At 48.1% G+C, this 17,090-nt stretch carries 14 protein-coding genes; 5 read left to right on the top strand and 9 right to left on the bottom strand.

Annotated elements, in window-relative coordinates; all coding sequences use genetic code 11:
• Positions 1 to 16 precede the first annotated feature (16 nt).
• A complete protein-coding gene (gene prlC, locus UQW94_RS22220) occupies positions 17 to 2,059 on the bottom strand; it encodes an oligopeptidase A (RefSeq protein ID WP_322142567.1) in 2,043 nt (680 codons plus the stop codon).
• Positions 2,060 to 2,458: 399 nt separating this feature from the next.
• On the opposite strand from prlC, the gene UQW94_RS22225 reads away from it, so the two are divergent.
• Entirely contained in the window at positions 2,459 to 3,298 is an 840-nt protein-coding gene (locus tag UQW94_RS22225; RefSeq protein ID WP_322142568.1) for a 23S rRNA (adenine(2030)-N(6))-methyltransferase RlmJ, read from the top strand.
• A gap of 259 nt (positions 3,299 to 3,557) precedes the next feature.
• A complete protein-coding gene (gene gorA / locus UQW94_RS22230) occupies positions 3,558 to 4,913 on the top strand; it encodes a glutathione-disulfide reductase (RefSeq protein ID WP_269665204.1) in 1,356 nt (451 codons plus the stop codon).
• 81 nt (positions 4,914 to 4,994) lie between these two features.
• On the opposite strand, the gene UQW94_RS22235 is transcribed toward gorA, so the two are convergent.
• The gene (locus UQW94_RS22235) at positions 4,995 to 5,900 is read right to left on the bottom strand and encodes a LysR family transcriptional regulator (RefSeq protein WP_025622053.1); all 906 of its coding nucleotides are present in this window, start codon (positions 5,898 to 5,900) and stop codon (positions 4,995 to 4,997) included.
• Between the two features lie 121 nt (positions 5,901 to 6,021).
• On the opposite strand from UQW94_RS22235, the gene xapA reads away from it, so the two are divergent.
• On the top strand, positions 6,022 to 6,846 hold the full coding sequence (gene xapA, locus UQW94_RS22240) for a xanthosine phosphorylase (RefSeq protein ID WP_005379149.1): 825 nt from the start codon (positions 6,022 to 6,024) through the stop codon (positions 6,844 to 6,846).
• A 105-nt stretch (positions 6,847 to 6,951) separates the two neighbouring features.
• Here xapA and UQW94_RS22245 read toward each other — a convergent pair whose 3' ends face one another.
• Complete coding sequence (locus UQW94_RS22245; protein ID WP_025624148.1) at positions 6,952 to 7,563, bottom strand: bifunctional 4-hydroxy-2-oxoglutarate aldolase/2-dehydro-3-deoxy-phosphogluconate aldolase; 612 nt, start codon at positions 7,561 to 7,563, stop codon at positions 6,952 to 6,954.
• Positions 7,564 to 7,572: 9 nt separating this feature from the next.
• Entirely contained in the window at positions 7,573 to 8,949 is a 1,377-nt protein-coding gene (locus tag UQW94_RS22250) for a GntP family permease (protein WP_012841240.1), read from the bottom strand.
• Between the two features lie 153 nt (positions 8,950 to 9,102).
• Between UQW94_RS22250 and UQW94_RS22255 the strand changes: the two genes are divergently transcribed.
• Entirely contained in the window at positions 9,103 to 9,627 is a 525-nt protein-coding gene (locus UQW94_RS22255; RefSeq protein WP_005467756.1) for a gluconokinase, read from the top strand.
• Entirely contained in the window at positions 9,627 to 11,423 is a 1,797-nt protein-coding gene (gene edd, locus UQW94_RS22260; RefSeq protein WP_213877225.1) for a phosphogluconate dehydratase, read from the top strand. The genes UQW94_RS22255 and edd overlap by 1 nt, the downstream gene beginning before the upstream one ends.
• 957 nt (positions 11,424 to 12,380) lie before the next feature.
• Here the strand turns inward: edd and UQW94_RS22265 are convergent.
• From UQW94_RS22265 to UQW94_RS22285, 5 genes are all read right to left on the bottom strand, one after another.
• Complete coding sequence (locus UQW94_RS22265) at positions 12,381 to 13,418, bottom strand: IS110 family transposase (RefSeq protein ID WP_161440720.1); 1,038 nt, start codon at positions 13,416 to 13,418, stop codon at positions 12,381 to 12,383.
• A gap of 578 nt (positions 13,419 to 13,996) precedes the next feature.
• Complete coding sequence (locus UQW94_RS22270; protein WP_276445290.1) at positions 13,997 to 14,326, bottom strand: SMR family transporter; 330 nt, start codon at positions 14,324 to 14,326, stop codon at positions 13,997 to 13,999.
• Positions 14,323 to 14,727, bottom strand: coding sequence for an SMR family transporter (locus UQW94_RS22275; RefSeq protein ID WP_005379135.1), 405 nt, complete (start codon positions 14,725 to 14,727; stop codon positions 14,323 to 14,325). Before UQW94_RS22275 ends, UQW94_RS22270 begins: the two co-directional genes overlap by 4 nt.
• Positions 14,728 to 14,994: 267 nt before the next feature.
• Positions 14,995 to 15,930, bottom strand: coding sequence for a LysR family transcriptional regulator (locus UQW94_RS22280; protein ID WP_005379132.1), 936 nt, complete (start codon positions 15,928 to 15,930; stop codon positions 14,995 to 14,997).
• Positions 15,931 to 15,985: 55 nt separating this feature from the next.
• The gene (locus UQW94_RS22285; RefSeq protein ID WP_047103689.1) at positions 15,986 to 16,993 is read right to left on the bottom strand and encodes a substrate-binding domain-containing protein; all 1,008 of its coding nucleotides are present in this window, start codon (positions 16,991 to 16,993) and stop codon (positions 15,986 to 15,988) included.
• Positions 16,994 to 17,090 lie beyond the last annotated feature (97 nt).

Raw genomic sequence — 17,090 nt, forward strand, 5'->3', positions numbered from 1 at the left:
ATGTTTTTTGCTCAATTTACGCCGCAATACCCGAATGGCGCAACAGTGCATCGATTTGTGGCTCGCGGCCACGGAAGCGCTTAAACAGCTCCATTGGCTCTTCACTGCCCCCCATTTCTAGGATGTTGTTCAGGAAGCTTAGGCCCGTCTCTTTGTTGAAAATGCCTTCTTCTTCAAAGCGAGAATACGCGTCTGACGACAGCACTTCAGCCCATAGGTAGCTGTAGTAACCCGCACTGTAGCCACCGGCAAAAATATGGCCGAAGCTGTGTGAAAAACGCGCCCACTCAACCGCAGGAACTACCGCGACTTTCTCTTTCACTTTCGCCAGAGTTTCCAGTACACGCGCACCCACTTCTGGGTCATATTCGGTGTGAAGCGTGAAATCGAACAAGCCGAATTCTAGCTGACGCAAAATACCCATCGCAGATTGGAAGTTTTTCGCTGCGAGCATTTTGTCTAGCATCGCTTTCGGTAGCGGCTCACCTGTCTCATAGTGACCAGAAATGAACGCCAACGCATCCTCTTCCCAACACCAGTTTTCTAGGAACTGACTTGGTAGCTCAACCGCATCCCAAGGCACGCCATTAATACCTGAAACAGCACCTGTATCAACTTGCGTCAACATGTGGTGGATTCCATGACCAAATTCATGGAATAGCGTCACGACTTCATCGTGCGTGAACAGTGCTGGTTTGTCGCCCACTGGACGGTTGAAGTTACACGTTAGATACGCAACCGGCGTTTGCAGCTCGCCAGATAGCGTAACGCGACGGCCACGACAATCATCCATCCACGCGCCGCCACGTTTGTGTTCACGAGCGTAGAGATCTAGGTAGAAACTGCCACGGAGTGTGCCTTCAGCATCAAAGATATCGAAAAAGCGCACGGACTCATGCCAAGTGTCTACGCCTTCGCGCTCAGTAACGGTCATGCCAAACACGCGGTTTAGCACTTCAAACAGACCGCTCACGACTTTTGACTCTGGGAAGTATGGGCGCAGTTCTTCATCCGAAATTTGGAACAGGTGCTGCTTTTGTTTCTCGCTGTAGTAAGCGATATCCCAAACGTTCAGCTCTTCAACACCAAACTCACTTTTCGCAAACTGACGTAACTCTTCGACTTCACGTTCACCTTGCGGTTTCGCTCGTGTCGCTAGGTCATTCAGGAAGCCCAGCACTTGATCCGGCGTTTCAGCCATCTTTGTTGCTAACGACTTTTCACTGTAAGTATTGAAACCTAGCATACGTGAAATTTCATGGCGCAGTTTTAGCTGCTCAATAATGATTTCTGAGTTATCCCATTTGCCTGCGTTTGGACCTCGATCAGAAGCGCGCGTCACGTACGCTTCGTACACTTCTTTACGCAACTCTTGGTTATCGCAGTACGTCATGACAGGTAGGTAAGATGGGATATCTAGCGTAATTAGGTAACCATCTAACTCTTTTGCTTCTGCGGCAGCTTTCGCTGCTGCCAGCGCCGATTCTGGCATACCTGCTAGGTCTTTCTCGTCTGTGATGTGCTTGGTCCAACCCATGGTGGCATCCAGCACATTGTTAGAGAATTTAGAGCTCAGCTCAGACATACGTTTGCTGATCTCGCCGTAACGGTGCTGCTCATCGGATGGCAAACCAATGCCTGATAACTCGAAATCACGCAGTGCATCAGTGATGGTTTTCTGCTGGGCACGAGTTAACGTTGCAAATTCTTCGCTCGCTTTGATGGTTTTGTACGCTTCGTACAACCCTTTGTGCTGACCAACCCAAGTGCCGTACTCTGACAAAATTGGTAGGCAACTTTCGTAAGCTTCACGTAGCTCTTCGCTGTTCACTACCGAGTTCATGTGACCCACTGGCGACCAGATGCGGCTTAAGCGATCATCCGCTTCTTCAATTGGCGCAATCACACTGTCCCAAGTTGGGTGAGCGTTGTCTTGTAGAACTTCATCGGTTTTTGCTCGGCAGTCAGCAATCGCTTGCTCAACGGCAGGCTTGATGTGTTCTGGTTTAATTTGAGAAAACGGAGGTAGGTCCGTAAACGTCAGAAGAGGATTAGACATGAATAATTCCTTTTGTGTTTTGACTCTGTGATTGCCTGTCTATTTTGTGTAGATAGGCCAACTCAATTTACAGACGAGCCAGCAACATGGATTGGGGGAGCTCCGTTCCCTTTCTCTATGCCGCGATGACCATCATATAGTCAACCAGCGCTACTCTGTCCTTGAGTCTTGTTATACCTAAATGAAATTTCACACCCTTTTGAGTGCGAGAAACTCACCTAGTTCAATTCGATTACCAATAGTAAGTGTGGGTGACTTAAAGAAATTTCAATAGCGTCCCCTTATCAGAGGAACAGATTTGATTGGAAGTTCTACATCTTTAAGTTACTTGAGTATAATACCGCCATAGAGTGAAAATCACAGACCACACTCAGCCAAAGAGTGTTTCGAGAGTTTAATTTGTTAAGTTACCGCCACAGCTTCCACGCTGGCAACCATGCCGACGTGGTCAAACACATCGTTCAAAGCCTCATTCTTGATGCGCTGAAACAAAAAGATAAGCCATTCGTTTATCACGATACCCACTCGGGTGTGGGCCGTTACGATCTGACTCACGAATGGTCTGAAAAAACGGGCGAATACAAACAAGGCATCGCACGTATTTGGGATAACCCAAGCATTCCTGAAGACATCAAAAGCTACATCGATGCCATTAAAGTGCTCAACAACGGCGAGAAGCTGCGTTACTACCCAGGCTCACCACGTGTAGCGCGCGCGCAAATCCGCCCACAAGATCGCATGGTGCTGACCGAGTTGCACCCGGCCGATCACCCATTGTTAGAGCAAGAATTCCATCGTGATCGCCAAGTGAGCATCTTCAAAGAGGACGGGTTCCAACGCCTCAAAGCAAGCTTACCGCCACAAGAACGTCGTGGTTTGGTGCTGATTGACCCACCATACGAACTCGCGAAAGAGTACCGCGATGTGGTACGAGCGATTCATCAGAGCCATAAACGTTGGGCAACCGGTATCTACGCGATTTGGTACCCAGTGGTAAACCGTCACGACATCGAAGATATGATCGAAGGCTTGGAAACACTGGGCATTCGTAAAATTCTGCAAATCGAGTTAGGTGTTGCACCAGATACCAACGAGCGCGGCATGACGGCATCCGGCATGATTGTGATTAACCCGCCATGGAAACTGGAAAGCCAGATGAAAGAGATTCTGCCATTCCTGCAAGGCGCGATCGCACCAGCAACTGGCCACTGGAAAGTGGACTGGATTGTGCCAGAGTAAGCACTTCAGTACCGATATCTTCAAGCGCAACGATATTCTCGTTGCGCTTTTTTATGCTCTCACCTTCTCCCTCCAGTCGTGCTTATTCTTCTTTTTGTGCCTCTCATCGCTATTTGTCATAAGTATTGTCGCTTTTTCCCATTTAGGAATTAGTCGAATTCGATTTATGATAGTGGGATAACGGTGGCATTGAGTTCGGACAAGGTCATCCCAATCTATCTATGTACCAGATAAAATTTATAAGCTCTTGGAGAAAGTAATGGCGACTCATTTTGACTATATCTGTATCGGTGGCGGCAGTGGCGGCATCGCATCTGCAAACCGTGCGGCGATGTACGGCGCGAAAGTTGCGCTAATCGAAGCTCAAGACCTTGGCGGTACCTGTGTCAACGTAGGTTGTGTACCGAAAAAAGTGATGTGGCATGGCGCGCAAATCGCAGAAGCAATGAACCTGTACGCAGAAGATTACGGTTTTGATGTCGACGTGAAAGGTTTCGACTGGAGCAAACTGGTTGAGAGCCGTCAGGCGTACATTGGTCGTATTCACCAATCTTACGATCGCGTTCTTGGCAACAATAAAGTAAACGTGATTAAAGGCTTTGCTAAGTTTGTTGACGAAAAAACTGTCGAAGTAAACGGTGAACACTACACAGCAGATCACATCCTGATCGCGGTTGGTGGTCGTCCTACTATTCCAAACATTCCAGGCGCTGAATACGGCATCGATTCAAACGGCTTCTTCGACCTAGCAGAGCAACCAAAACGCGTTGCGGTTGTTGGCGCAGGCTACATCGCAGTTGAAATTGCTGGCGTACTGCACGCGCTAGGTACAGAAACGCACCTGTTCGTACGTAAAGAGTCACCACTGCGTAGCTTCGATCCAATGATCATCGATACGTTGGTTGAAGTGATGGACGCAGAAGGTCCAAAACTGCACACCCACTCTGTACCAAAAGAAGTGGTAAAAGAAGCCGATGGCAGCCTAACTCTGCACCTAGAAAACGGTGAAAGCCAAAACGTTGACCAACTGATTTGGGCAATCGGTCGTCACCCAGCGACAGACGCAATCAACCTAGCGTCAACCGGCGTGGCAACGAACGAAAAAGGCTACATCAAGGTAGACGAATACCAAGAAACTAACGTGAAAGGCATCTACTGTGTGGGTGACATCATGGAAGGCGGTATCGAACTAACACCAGTAGCAGTGAAAGCGGGTCGTCAACTTTCTGAGCGTTTGTTCAACAACAAACCAAACGCGAAGATGGACTACGATTTAGTACCAACTGTGGTATTTAGCCACCCACCAATCGGCACTATCGGTCTAACAACGCAAGAAGCAGAAAAGAAGTACGGCAAAGACAACATCAAAGTCTACACATCTGGCTTTACTGCGATGTACACCGCTGTTACTAAGCACCGTCAACCATGTAAGATGAAGCTTGTATGTGCGGGCGAAGAAGAAACGGTTGTTGGCCTACACGGCATCGGTTTCACGGTAGATGAAATGATCCAAGGCTTCGGCGTAGCAATGAAGATGGGCGCAACCAAAGCAGACTTCGACTCTGTTGTGGCTATCCACCCAACGGGCTCTGAAGAGTTCGTAACGATGCGTTAATTACGCGCTAATCGCATTGCTGATTTCAGCGAATCATTTGAAAAGGTCACCTTAGGGTGACCTTTTTTTGTTAGCCCATGCTTAACTCGCGTTCTCCAATAACGTGCGAATAAACTCGGCTTTGATAGCACTCTCCTGCTTACCGTCATGAATCAGACACAAGTCTGCACGCAGTGACTCTTTCAGCTTGATAAAACGAATCCCATGCCAATGATGCTGAGAAAACGTCGACGGCACCAACGTCACGGTATTGCTGTTTGCCACATACGCCATCAAGGTGCTTGGCTCCACCACTTGTTTGCCAATATGGGGTGAAAAGCCTTCTTGCAGACAGGCATTGATGATGAAGTTTGCCGAGGCAGAATTCGCCAAACTCATAAACGCAAACTCACACGCCTTTAAATCTTGGAGCCGCAGCAAAGATTTGCTGGCTAACTCATGTTGCTCCGACACCGCCACCACAAACACATCTTTGCCCAAAGATACCGACTGATACGGATAAATGTTGAGTGCATCAGCAAAACGCACAATGCCCACATCGATTTTCTTCTCACTCAGATGCTTCTTTTGCGTCTCTGGGTTAAGGTCAAAAATGTCGGCGTGATAAGTGCTATGCTCAGCATGGAAGCGCTGTAACAAACGATCAAATCCGCCCCAAAATGCGCTACTTACCACACCAACTCGCAAGATATTTCTCTGGTTCAACCCCACTTGCTGAACTTGATTGAGCGAGACATCCAAGGTCTGAAAAATCAGTTGGCATTTGGACTCCAACAATCGTCCGGCCTCCGTCAGCATGACGTTTCTTGAATCACGCTCAAACAGTTTGACGTTAAGCACCTCTTCCAACTCTTTGATGCGATTGCTCAACGGCGAATTGGTGATATTGAGATTCTCAGCCGCCTTAGTGAAATGCTTGGTTTGTGCGACCTCGTAAAAGTAACGCAGCATCTTCAGCGTCACGCGCTCAAATGGTTCTGACTTCATGCATTGAGTCCTAGCGAATTTCATCATCCTCTTTTTAAGGATGATAGTAGCGAATAAAGCAAAGATAACCAGCGCAGAAAGTCACACAATGGAATCAACACACAACCAGAAGGTGACTAACATGAATCACGATCCAGTAATCGGCGCGCTACAAACCATTCGCGAACGCAAACCAAACTTCCAACCTAAAGCGGCGTTTATTTTAGGCTCTGGCTTAGGCGTATTGGCAGACGAGCTACAAGACAAAGTGGTCATTCCATACGAAGAGCTCGAAGGCTTTCCGGTTAGCACCGTGCAAGGCCACTCTGGTGAGTTGGTGCTTGGTACCATGGGCGGCGTAGACGTAGTGTGCATGAAAGGTCGCGGTCACTACTACGAACACGGCTCAATGAAGGTCATGACCACGCCCGTGCGCACCTTTAAAAAGCTGGGCTGTGAGTTTCTGCTCGTCACCAACGCGGCAGGCTCCCTTCGCCCTGAGCGTATTGATGTCGGTTCTCTGGTGGTATTTCATGACCACATCAACACCATGCCTGAATCGCCAATGATCGGTCCGAATGATGAAGAGTACGGCCCGAGATTCTTCAGCCTCGCCAATGCGTACGACAAAGACCTGCGCGCAGAAGCGTTTGAAGTCGGCAAAGCCAATGGCATTCACCTCAATGAAGGTGTGTTTGTCTCTTACACAGGCCCCAACTTTGAGACCGCAGCCGAAATCCGCATGATGCAAATCATCGGTGGTGATGTGGTGGGCATGTCGGTCGTGCCAGAAGTGATTTCTGCGGCGCATTGCGGCTTACCCGTATTGGCAGTGTGTGCGATCACCAACATGGCAGAAGGCTTGGGAGATGTAGAATTGTCTCACGCCCAAACATTGAAGTGCGCGAAGCTAGCCGAAGCAGATTTTATTCGCTTTATTAAGCGCTTTATGAAGCATCACTTCTAAAGCCGTTTCATTCCAAAAAGCAAAAGGGTCATCAAGTAACTTGATGACCCTTTTTCGTATCACGTTTTCTAACGTTCGGGGGTATTTCGGAGCCGTTTGTGCGTTTTACTTAACTGCGCGCACCAATTCAGCAATGCCTTCCCAATCGCCGTTGTCCATCATTGCGGTTGGCACCATCCAAGTACCGCCACAAGCCACAACCGATTTCAGCGCTAGGTAATCTTCCACGTTGGATGGGCTTACGCCACCTGTTGGCATGAATTCCACTGGGTAAACCGCCGTGAGTGCTTTCAGCATGTTTACGCCGCCTGATGGCTCAGCAGGGAAGAACTTCAACGTACGCAGACCCATTTCCATCGCTTGCTCAACCAAGCTTGGGTTGTTTACACCCGGTACGATAGTCACACCACGTTGCTGACAGTATTTCACTGTGGTTGGGTTGAAGCCTGGGCTAACGATAAAGTCCACGCCCGCTTCGATCGCGATATCCACTTGTTCTGTGGTCAGAACGGTGCCCGCGCCAATCAACAATTCTGGGTACGCTTCACGCATGATGCGAATCGACTCCGCCGCCGCTTCGGTGCGGAATGTCACTTCCGCACATGGTAAACCGTTTTCTACCAACACTTTTGCCAGTGGCAGAGCGTGTGCTACGTCGTTGATTGCGATAACTGGGACGATTTTGATATCTCTTAATCGTTGTTCAAGTGTTGTCATGGGGAACCTCTAAAGAATAAAGCTTAATGTTGCGACGATAATAAACGCGATACCGCCAAGTAACGTTTCCATTACCGTCCAAGTTTTTAATGTGGTTTTCTCATCCATCTCAAGCAAACGAGATACCAACCAGAAACCAGAGTCATTGAAGTGAGACAGTACCGTTGCACCACCCGCAATCGCGATTACGATAAAGCAAAGGTCTAGTTCACTCAAACCTGTTGATGCAGCCACAACTGGCGCGATAAGAGCTGCCGTAGTGGTGAGCGCTACCGTTGCCGAGCCTTGAGCAACACGCAGACAGGTTGAAATAACAAACGCCGCCACAATCACAGGCATACCTGTATCTGTAAGAACGTCAGCCAGTGCATCACCGATACCACTTGAACGCAGTACGCCGCCAAACATGCCACCTGCACCCGTTACTAGGATAACACCACAGATAGGAGCCAATGACTCACCACATAATTTTTCTAGTTTTGCCATGCCGTAGTCTTTGGCAAACACAGCCAGACAGACAATCAAAGTGATCAGCAACGCAACTGGGGTTTTACCTAGCATGCGTAGGAACTCAACCAGTGCCGTTTTGCCATCAATCACACCCGCAACCGCCAGTGTGTTCAATACCGTATCCAAACAGATTAGCAGGACTGGCAGCACAAGGATGGTCATAACCGTGCCAAATTTTGGTGCGTTGCGCTCATCCACCATCGCTTCGCCATTAAAGAAGGCTTTAGATAGTGGGATATCGAATTTTTTGCCCGCGTACAAACCAAATAGGTAAGCGCCAAGGTACCAAGTTGGAATAGCAACCAAAATACCCACCACCAATAGCAGACCGATGTTTGCGCCAAGGAATTCTGCCGCTGCAACCGGACCTGGGTGTGGTGGAACAAACGCGTGCATAACCGCAAAAGCACCAGCTGCAGGCAACGCGTATTTAATTGGTGAGCCACCAAAACGAGCCGCCACACTTAGGATGATAGGCATCATCACTACAAGGCCAGCATCGAAGAAGATTGGGAAGCCAAACAGTAATGAAGCGACGCCCAAAGCAAATGGTGCGCGCTCTTTACCAAAGCGACCAATCAAAGTGTCTGCCAGCACTTTCGCACCGCCAGTCACTTCAAGAATTTTACCGATCATCGCACCAAGACCAACCAGCAATGCCACGGAAGCCAGTGTGCCGCCGAAGCCGCCCATCATGGTCGATACGACTTTCTCTGAAGGAACGCCAGTGGCGATTGCTGTGCCTAAACTCACCATAGTAAGGGAAGCAAAAGCATGGACTTTCAGTTTAATGATCAGAACGAGTAACGCTGCAATGGCAAGGCCTGCAATCGTCAGTAGGAACGTAGGATCTGGGGCTTGGGTTAATTGCTCCATAGGTTCACCTTTAAGAATTATTGTTTGTGTTATGGTTCACATTTATTTCAGTTACCGGTAACATGTTACCGATAACATGAATAAGATAAACCCATATTTTAAAGTGAATTCAAAAATTGAGATCACGCGCAAATTTGGTTATGAGGATAAGTTATGGCTGGTAGTAGTGTCATCGTTATGGGCGTTTGTGCTAGTGGTAAAAGCACAATTGGTGAGCATCTAGCGAAAAAGCTAGGGCGTAAATTCATTGATGGTGATGATCTTCATCCACGAGCGAACATTCAGAAAATGGCATCGGGCCAGCCTCTGAACGATGATGATCGCAAGCCATGGCTAGAACGCATTCGTGATGCGGCGTACAGCCTAGAAAGCAAAAACGAACACGGCATTATTGTCTGTTCAGCACTGAAAAAGATTTACCGCGATCAGATCCGCGAAGGCAACGACAACGTGACCTTCCTGTTCCTTGATGGCGACATGGAGTTGATCCTTAATCGCATGCGTATGCGCAAAGGCCACTTCATGAAAGAAAACATGGTGAAGAGCCAATTCGAGACGCTAGAGCGCCCAGACAACGAGCCTCAAACTCTGATCGTCAGTATCGACGGAGACATCAGCGACGTGGTGGAACGCTCTGCCGCTGAGCTAATCAAAATGCAAGCGATCGAGGTGGCGTAATGACTCACTCTGTTGTTCTTGAGGTCACACAACGTTTGACCGAGCGCAGCCGTGAAGCGCGCGCTGCGTTTCTTGCTCGCACCGAAGTGCAAGCCGAAGCTGGCAAAGGCCGTGTTGGTTTATCTTGTGGTAACTTAGCTCATGCAGTCGCCGCATCTTGCTCTTCTGAAAAGAAAAATATTCTCGATTTTACTCATGCCAATGTCGCGCTGATCAGCGCCTACAACGACATGTTGAGCGCCCACCAGCCGTACCAAGACTACCCAGCACAAATCAAAAAAGTGCTGGCGGACTACGGCCATACAGCGCAAGTCGCAGGTTGTGTGCCAGCGATGTGCGATGGGGTGACTCAAGGTCAAGCAGGCATGGATATGTCACTGTTTTCGCGTGACTTAATTGCGCAATCAACGGCGTTGTCTTTGAGTCACAATGTCTTTGATGCCACATTACTGCTTGGCATCTGTGACAAAATCGCACCGGGGCAACTGATGGGCGCGCTGTCTTACGCACACCTACCAACGGCGTTTGTGCCAGCGGGTCTGATGGCAACAGGCATCAGCAACGAAGAGAAAGTCGACGTGCGCCAAAAATACGCAGCGGGAGAAGTCGGCAAAGACGCTCTGCTGGATATGGAGTGTCGCGCTTACCACTCTGCGGGTACGTGTACATTTTACGGCACCGCCAATACCAACCAGTTGGTGTTCGAAGCCATGGGCTTGATGCTGCCAGGTTCAGCATTCATTCATCCCCATACCCAACTGCGTAAAGCGTTAACCAATCACTCGGCTCTGAAAATCGCCTCAATGACGGCGGGTTCTGCACACTTCCGTCCGCTGGCCGAGGTGGTCACAGAAAAGAGCTTGGTCAACGGCATCATCGCTCTACTTGCATCTGGCGGCAGCACCAATCACACCATTCATATGATCGCCGTGGCGCGTGCTGCTGGCATCTTGCTCACCTGGCAAGACATCAGCGATCTGTCGGATGTGGTTCCTTTGTTAGCTCGCGTTTACCCGAACGGCCCAGCCGATATGAACGCGTTCCAAGACGCGGGGGGCGTGCCAGCGTTATTGCACCGCTTGAACCAATCCGAGCTTTTGCATCGCGATGTGAGACCCGTGTTTGGTGAATTTGAAGACCAAATGACGCTACCGAGCCTTGTCGATGGCCAACTGACCTGGACATCGTGCCAAGGCAGCCAAGACGGTGACGTGATCGCCAAACCAGACGCCACATTCCAAAATACTGGCGGCACTCGCGTATTGACTGGCAACTTAGGCAAAGCCGTGGTGAAAGTGTCTGCGGTGAAAGAAGAGCAACGCGTGATTGTGGCACCAGCGATCGTATTCCAATGCCAACACGAAGTGGAGGCCGCGTACAAACGTGGCGACCTGAACAAAGACTGCATCGTTGTGGTCACACACAACGGCCCAGCGGCAAACGGCATGCCTGAACTGCACAAGCTGATGCCAATTTTAGGGAACGTGCAAAAAGCGGGCTTTAAAGTCGCGCTAGTGACGGACGGTCGTTTATCTGGTGCATCCGGTAAAATTCCGTCTGCGATTCACGTTTCTCCAGAAGCCATTCGTGGTGGCGCGATTGGTTTGGTGCGCAACGGTGATTTGATTCGTCTGGATTGCCAAACGGGTGAACTGAACAACTTAAGCGACACCACTGGTCGCGAGTTGATTCATTTCGATACCGAATCGACCCAACAAACTTGGGGACGAGGTCTGTTTAGCGTGATCCGCCAAAACGTATCGAGTGCAGAAGAAGGCGCAAGCTTTATTGTTTAAGGCGAGAAGAAAGACCTCGTCGTTCCGACGAGCCCAAGCAAGATCAGGAATTTAATATCAACGTGCTGTGAAGCCAGAGAAAACTCCTCTGCCACAGCACTTTTTGTTGGTAGATTCTGAATCACGCTCGTCCCTCGCTGTTCAGAATGACGAGCGTTGGGATTGGCCTCGGTTCTTTTTAAAAATGAATGAGTCCGTCATTCCGACGAGCCTAAGCAAGATTAGGAATCTACTATCAACGTGCTGTGAAGCAAGAGAAAATCCCCCTCTGTTACAGCACTTTTTGTTGGTAGATTCTGAATCACGCTCGTCCCTCACTATTAAGAATGACGAGCTTTGAGATTGGCCACCGCTATTTCTAAAAACGAATGAATCCGTCATTCCGATGAGCCTAGGCGAGCTCAGGAATCCACTATCAACGTGCTGTGAAGCCAGAGAAACCCCCTCTACCACAGCACTTTTTGTTTGTAGATTCTGAATCACGCTCGTCCCTCGCTGTCCAGAATGGCAAGCTTTAGGATTGGTCACTGCTCTTTCTAAAAAGTGAATCCGTCATTCCGACGAGCCTAGGCGAGATCAGGAATCTACTATCAACGTGCTGTGAAGCCAGAGAAAACTCCTCTGCCACAGCACTTTTTGTTGGTAGATTCTGAATCACGCTCGTCCCTCGCTGTTCAGAATGACGAACTTTAGGATTGTCCTCTGTTCTTTCTAAAAAACGAATGAATCCGTCATTCCGTATATGGACTCCCGAGTTATTACAACTTGTTTAGCGAGAATAGATTAGATGCATGCGTATATTCGGGTTTTAATGAGTAGCTAACTCGACCCTAGATGTATTCGCACCTTGATGCCATTTCGCGAGCGCGGAAATAATCCAAAGGAATGATCTGGCTCTTCAAGGTCGGTCTTACCTGTTCTTCGCTATATCAAGATGTAAATAACGTCTTTGACTTACTACTCGTAAGTTAGAGGCACTTGATACTCACTGCCATAATGAAGCAATGCCCAAGCTGTTCTTGTGGTCTTATTTGCTAAAGCAACCGCGGCTTTCATTAACCCTGCACGCTGAATCAGTGACTTGAGCCAAGTCTCTTTAACATTCCTTGGCTCTCGTTTATTTACAACCTTCGCAACAGCAAGCGCTCCCTGTATCAAGCTTGAACGTAACTTCTTCTGTCCAACTTTTTTGCTGATACCCAAAAGGGTAACTCTTCCTCCAGTACTATGCTGTTTTGGAGTAAGTCCAATACAAGCCGAAGCCTCTCGACCATTTTTGAAGTTACCGCCATTGGCTCCTAACGAAAGATAAAGCCCTAAAGCATTGACTGGACCAACGCCCTCTAGAGCTTCAAGTTTTCTACATGCATCATGGTGCTTGAGGTGTTGGGTTAAGCTCGTTTCTAAATCTGCCCTCTTTTTTGCTAAGGTCTCATGCAAATGAAATGCGTTTGCTATGTGCTCTCTTAAGATATCAGGAAGTGAGTTCTGACCATCTTCCAGAATTTCAATAATGTGCCTTTTAAAGGCGCTATGTCCTTTGGGGATATTGAAGCCAAACTCTGAAAGCAAGGAGCGAACCATGTTACTTGTCGCTGTCATCGAATCGGTTAAGTGCTGTCTTATTCTATCGATCGATTGTAGTGCCTGTTCATCAATAGATTTTAAAGCGACAAAACGGGCGTTAGCTTGCTGAGATGCAACAGCAATCGCTGTTGCATCATTCTTATCTGTTTTTTGTCCCGTTCGATATGCCGTGACATATTTTGGGGCAATGAGGCAAACCGAATGCCCATGGTTGCAGCAGAACCGTCCCCAATAATGGGCTGTAGAGCATGCCTCCATAACCACGGTCGTTGGAGGTTGTTGTATTAACCAAGCTTTTAATTTTTCGCGAGTAAATACTTTATTAAACTCATCAGAGCTTCCTTGAAGCTTACAAACTTGGAAAGAGTGCTTTGCTAAATCAATGGCGATAGTAGTAGACTTTTTCATGTATGGACTCCTTAGATTTAGGCTTTGACACCATAAATTCTAGCTCCCTCCAGAGGGAGGGAGTCCATACATCGCGAGCCTAAGCGAGAGCAGGAATTTAATAGCAAAGTGCTGTGAAGCCAGAGAAAACCCCTCTTCCACAGCACTTTTTTGTTGGTAGATTCTGAATCTTGCTCGTCCTTCGCTGTTCAGAATGACAAACTTTGGGGGTTGATCACGGTTCTTTCTAAAAAATGAATCCGTCATTCCGACGAGCCTAGGCGAGAGCAGGAATTTAATATCAACGTGCTGTGAAGCCAGAGAAAACCCCTCTCCCACAGCACTTTTTGTTGGTAGACTCTGAATCACGCTCGTCCCTCACTGTTCAGAATGACGAGCGTTGGGATTGGCCTCGGTTCTTTCTAAAAAACGAATGAATCCGTCATTCCGACGAGCCTAAGCGAGAGCAGGAATCTACTATCAACGTGCTGTGAAGCCAGAGAAACCCCCTCTGCCACTGCACTTTTTGTTGGTAGATTCTGAATCACGCTCGTCTCTTGCTGCTCAGAATGACGATATCTAGCATTCATTAAATTACATCAAGCGGTCTTCATCACCACGACGGCAGCAATCACCACAAAGATACCAAACCAGCCGATTGGTTTGAGTTTCTGCTTAAACAGCAAGGCTCCACCTACTGCGGTACCCAAGATACCGATCGCACCCCAAGAGGCATAAGCAATGGCTAAGTCGATCTCTTTCACCACTTGTGCCAACAGCGTGAATGCTGTCAGTACCAACACAATCGCCGCAATGCCCCAGCCTTTATATTTAAAACCTTTTGAGCGTGTCAGCGCCATATTGGCCATGATATCGACCAAGGCAGCCATCACGACAAATCCAAATGACATCGTAAAAAATTGACTCATGATTCGCACCTTGTACTAGTAGAAAATGAACGTTCTTTTGCCGGTTTATCGGCATTTTTCTTGGCGTTAGGCTGACCATGTGATTCCCCTAAGGTCACACACACAATGCCAACCACAGCTAACATCAAACCAAACAACTCTTGATGGTTTAAGTTGGCATCAAAGGCGATGATCGACACCACGGTGATCAACGAGATACCCAACCCTTCCCAGACAGCGTATGCCACACCGATAGATATTTTCTTCGCGGCAAATGCGAGGAAGTAGTAAGAGATTGCGATCAGCACATACATTACGATGTAGCCCCACCACCCGTGCCCTTGTCCGATAAGAGACATAGTGCTGGTGCCAGCCACTTCGGCAACGATGGCGAGCAATAAAAATAGACGTGCAACTAGCATGATTAATCCTCCATCAGAAATTAAAAAAATGCATAACGGAGAATGGTGAATGCCGCGTACCTGTATCGACATTCAAAAAGTTAAAAAGATAAAAATGAGCCACTTCTCCTGACTATTTGAGATAAGGTTAGCGCTGGGTAGGAAAAAGAGACAGGTAATTGAGATATTCATTTTTGAATATCTTAAGAAGTAAGTTGTCTATGTAATCACACAACATTGATAAGGTTAAAGCATCTACTCTCATTCAGCCGATGCCATAAAGTGACATCACTGCGTAAAAATCAGCGGCGTATTGAGGGTTTGTCGCACCACTTTATGCAGGTGTCTGTGCAAAGGATGGTTGCGGTTGGTTTGAAGGAAACCGCCAGAGACAACAAACTGGCTAAACTCACGATTAACGGGTGGCATTGCGTAAGAGGCGAGTTCTGGCATCAACAATGCCGAGCTTTGACTGGCATACATAATCGCGTCGGTTTCTTGCAACATTTGGCAAGCCAAACGCAAATTATAGGACTTCAGTAACACTACTGGCTCATAACCCATGCGTCGATACTCGGACTCCACGGTACAAAGCGGTTTATATGACGCAGGCGCAGGCAAAGAGACGAGTGGTAGTTTGGACACCGTGTCCCAATCATTGCTGACTTTCGACAACGTTGGGTGGTTTTTGCGCGCCAAAATCACTCGTTTTTCTACGAATAACGGGCGCATGTAAATGTCTTTCGACAGCTCGGTCTCTTGGTCAAGAATGCAGTAATCGTGCTCGCCTTCTAACATTTCATCGTGCGAGTAAGTATTCCAGCTGGAAAAAGCAAAGTGCGCTTTGGGAAAGGCTCGATGACAACCAGTGAGCAGTCGCTGCCCTTGTTCATCCATCAAATAAGGGTCAGTTACAATCGCAATCTGCCCTTGGTATTGCAGTGGGTCGAACACTTCAAATTCTTGCACCACTTTTTCCAGTGGTGCAACCATATTGTCGAACTCGGCGGCGAGACGAATCGCCATGGGTGATGGCTCTACCCCATGTGCTTTACGCACAAAAAGCGGGTCATCAAACACTTGCTTCAACTTCATCACGCCACGGCTGGCGCTCGGTTGAGAAATGCCAAGCTGCATTGCGGCCAGCTTGATGCTGCGGTTTTCCACCACGGCTTTTAATAAACGCATTAAGTTGAGATCCAATGCATCCAGCTGATGTGCCATACCCTAACCTACCAATACCATTGATGAGCGAATACAAAGAGCAGTTAACAATTAGTTAAACACTCTCTCCCGACGTGATCTGATACCCCATATCGAAGACTTTTTCTTCTTGCGTTTCGCCTTTCAGGCGCGCAATTAATAGCTCTGCGCTCTTTACACCAATTTGGAAACGCGGCGTATCAACGCTGATCAGTTTCGGGCTGATGGTTTGACCGATATCCAGCGCGTTATAGCCCGCCACTGCCAATTGCTGTGGAACTTGAATGCCACGTTGCTGCGCACTCAGCATGGTGCCAATTGCGATGTCATCGTTGGTACAGAACACCCCATCGAGCGTTGGGTGCGTTTCCAGTGCGCGTTCGAGCAAATCATGCGCTAAAGAAAAACTAGAATGATCACCAGTTAATACATGTTTGGGTTCTAGCCCTGCTTCTGTCATCGCGCGATCGTAACCTTGCATCCGCAATTTGGTTCGCGTATCCAGACGCGCGCCAAAATAGACGATTGTACGCTTCCCCGTATCTAGCATCTGCTTAACCACGGTGTACGACGCATCTTCATGATCGAGTCCAACCGCCATATCAATCGGCTCCGATGGCAGTTCCATGGTTTCGACCACCGGAATGCCCGCATTTTTGATCATCTGTAATGTACGCGGCGTGTGATGGCTTTCAGTTAGAATAAGTCCATCGACTTGATAAGAGAGTAATGACGCGATCTTGCGCTCTTCTTCAAGCTCATCGTAGCTAAAATGCGCTAAAAGCGTCTCATAGCCATTGGCTTTGGTCACCATCTCTATGCCCTGAACAAAGGAAGCAAAAATTTGGTTGGACAAAGACGGCAGTAAAATACCAATGGCTTTACTGGAGGACTTTGACAACATCGCCGGTGCACGGTTTTCGATGTAACCCATCTCTTCAATCGCAGTCGCAATCTTGGCCCGAGTCTTTTCTGCCACCGATTCAGGGTTACGCATATAGCGTGAAACGGTCATCTTCGTGACGCCAACCTGGTCTGCGACATCCTGCAATGTCGTACGAGTTTTCTTATTCTGTTGAGCCATAAATATGTGATTTATCAGTAATGTTACAAGTAACATTATGACGAATAGACTCTCTGCCGACAAGCTCAGTGAAAATAATTCGCATAATGAGATGAAT

It is taken from the genome of Vibrio sp. PBL-C16 (genome assembly GCF_034321865.1).
GTDB classification, from domain to species: domain Bacteria; phylum Pseudomonadota; class Gammaproteobacteria; order Enterobacterales; family Vibrionaceae; genus Vibrio; species Vibrio alginolyticus.

Excerpts from the sequence above, each read along its gene's own strand:
- xapA (WP_005379149.1), top strand. The coding sequence starts at position 6,022 with ATGAATCACGATCCAGTAATCGGCGCGCTACAAACCATTCGCGAACGC.
- prlC (WP_322142567.1), bottom strand. The coding sequence starts at position 2,059 with ATGTCTAATCCTCTTCTGACGTTTACGGACCTACCTCCGTTTTCTCAA.
- UQW94_RS22235 (WP_025622053.1), bottom strand. The coding sequence starts at position 5,900 with ATGAAGTCAGAACCATTTGAGCGCGTGACGCTGAAGATGCTGCGTTAC.
- UQW94_RS22245 (WP_025624148.1), bottom strand. The coding sequence starts at position 7,563 with ATGACAACACTTGAACAACGATTAAGAGATATCAAAATCGTCCCAGTT.
- edd (WP_213877225.1), top strand. The coding sequence starts at position 9,627 with ATGACTCACTCTGTTGTTCTTGAGGTCACACAACGTTTGACCGAGCGC.
- UQW94_RS22285 (WP_047103689.1), bottom strand. The coding sequence starts at position 16,993 with ATGGCTCAACAGAATAAGAAAACTCGTACGACATTGCAGGATGTCGCA.
- gorA (WP_269665204.1), top strand. The coding sequence starts at position 3,558 with ATGGCGACTCATTTTGACTATATCTGTATCGGTGGCGGCAGTGGCGGC.
- UQW94_RS22265 (WP_161440720.1), bottom strand. The coding sequence starts at position 13,418 with ATGAAAAAGTCTACTACTATCGCCATTGATTTAGCAAAGCACTCTTTC.
- UQW94_RS22275 (WP_005379135.1), bottom strand. The coding sequence starts at position 14,727 with ATGCTAGTTGCACGTCTATTTTTATTGCTCGCCATCGTTGCCGAAGTG.
- UQW94_RS22280 (WP_005379132.1), bottom strand. The coding sequence starts at position 15,930 with ATGGCACATCAGCTGGATGCATTGGATCTCAACTTAATGCGTTTATTA.
- UQW94_RS22250 (WP_012841240.1), bottom strand. The coding sequence starts at position 8,949 with ATGGAGCAATTAACCCAAGCCCCAGATCCTACGTTCCTACTGACGATT.
- UQW94_RS22270 (WP_276445290.1), bottom strand. The coding sequence starts at position 14,326 with ATGAGTCAATTTTTTACGATGTCATTTGGATTTGTCGTGATGGCTGCC.
- UQW94_RS22255 (WP_005467756.1), top strand. The coding sequence starts at position 9,103 with ATGGCTGGTAGTAGTGTCATCGTTATGGGCGTTTGTGCTAGTGGTAAA.